This is a genomic window from Paenibacillus solanacearum, from assembly GCF_910593845.1.
Classification (GTDB): domain Bacteria; phylum Bacillota; class Bacilli; order Paenibacillales; family NBRC-103111; genus Paenibacillus_G; species Paenibacillus_G solanacearum.
Window position 1 is genome coordinate 1 of the sequence record NZ_CAJVAS010000124.1, and the last position, 689, is coordinate 689.

The 689-nt window shown below is 44.3% G+C and carries 1 protein-coding gene; it reads left to right on the plus strand.

The genetic code is table 11. The annotated features are described in order from the left end of the window. Positions 1–2: 2 nt before the first annotated feature. On the plus strand, positions 3–689 hold a 687-nt coding region (locus KXG62_RS33880), incomplete at its 3' end, for a transposase (protein ID WP_218096403.1).

A 689-nucleotide genomic window follows, 5' to 3' on the forward strand; every position in this document is an offset into this window, starting at 1 on the left:
AGATGATTCGGCAACAACAAACTTTGGTTCTGAGTCCTTACGCGGCACTGTATGACATCGTCGTGCCAAAGGACAATATGCTCCGTCAAATCAACGAACTGGTGGACTTCACCTTCATATATGAGGAACTGGAAGCAAAATATTGTTTGGACAATGGACGTAACGCCATTGACCCCATTCGCATGTTTAAATATTTATTGCTGAAGTCTATCTTTGAACTATCTGACGTAGATATTGTCGAGCGCTCTAAGTATGACCTTTCGTTCAAATATTTCCTAGGCATGGCGCCGGAGGATCCGGTTATTGACCCGAGTTCGTTGACGAAATTTCGCAAGCTGCGGTTAAAAGATATCAACCTGTTGGACATGCTTATCGGAAAGACGGTAGCCCTTGCTATCAAGCAGAATATCCTGAAGAGCAACTCCATTATCGTTGACGCAACGCATTCGAAAGCGCGCTACAACCATAAATCACCACAAGAAATTCTGCAAGATCGTGCAAGGAAATTACGAAAGGCCGTTTACAGCATGGATGAATCGGCCAAAGCCAAGATGCCAGCAAAAAATACGAGCAACGTACTCGAAGACGAAATTAAGTATTGCCAAAAACTTGTCGCCTTCATCGAAACCGAATCCGAAATCGCACAAGTGCCGAAAATTTTGGAGCCGCTCAACTTGTTGAAGGAGACG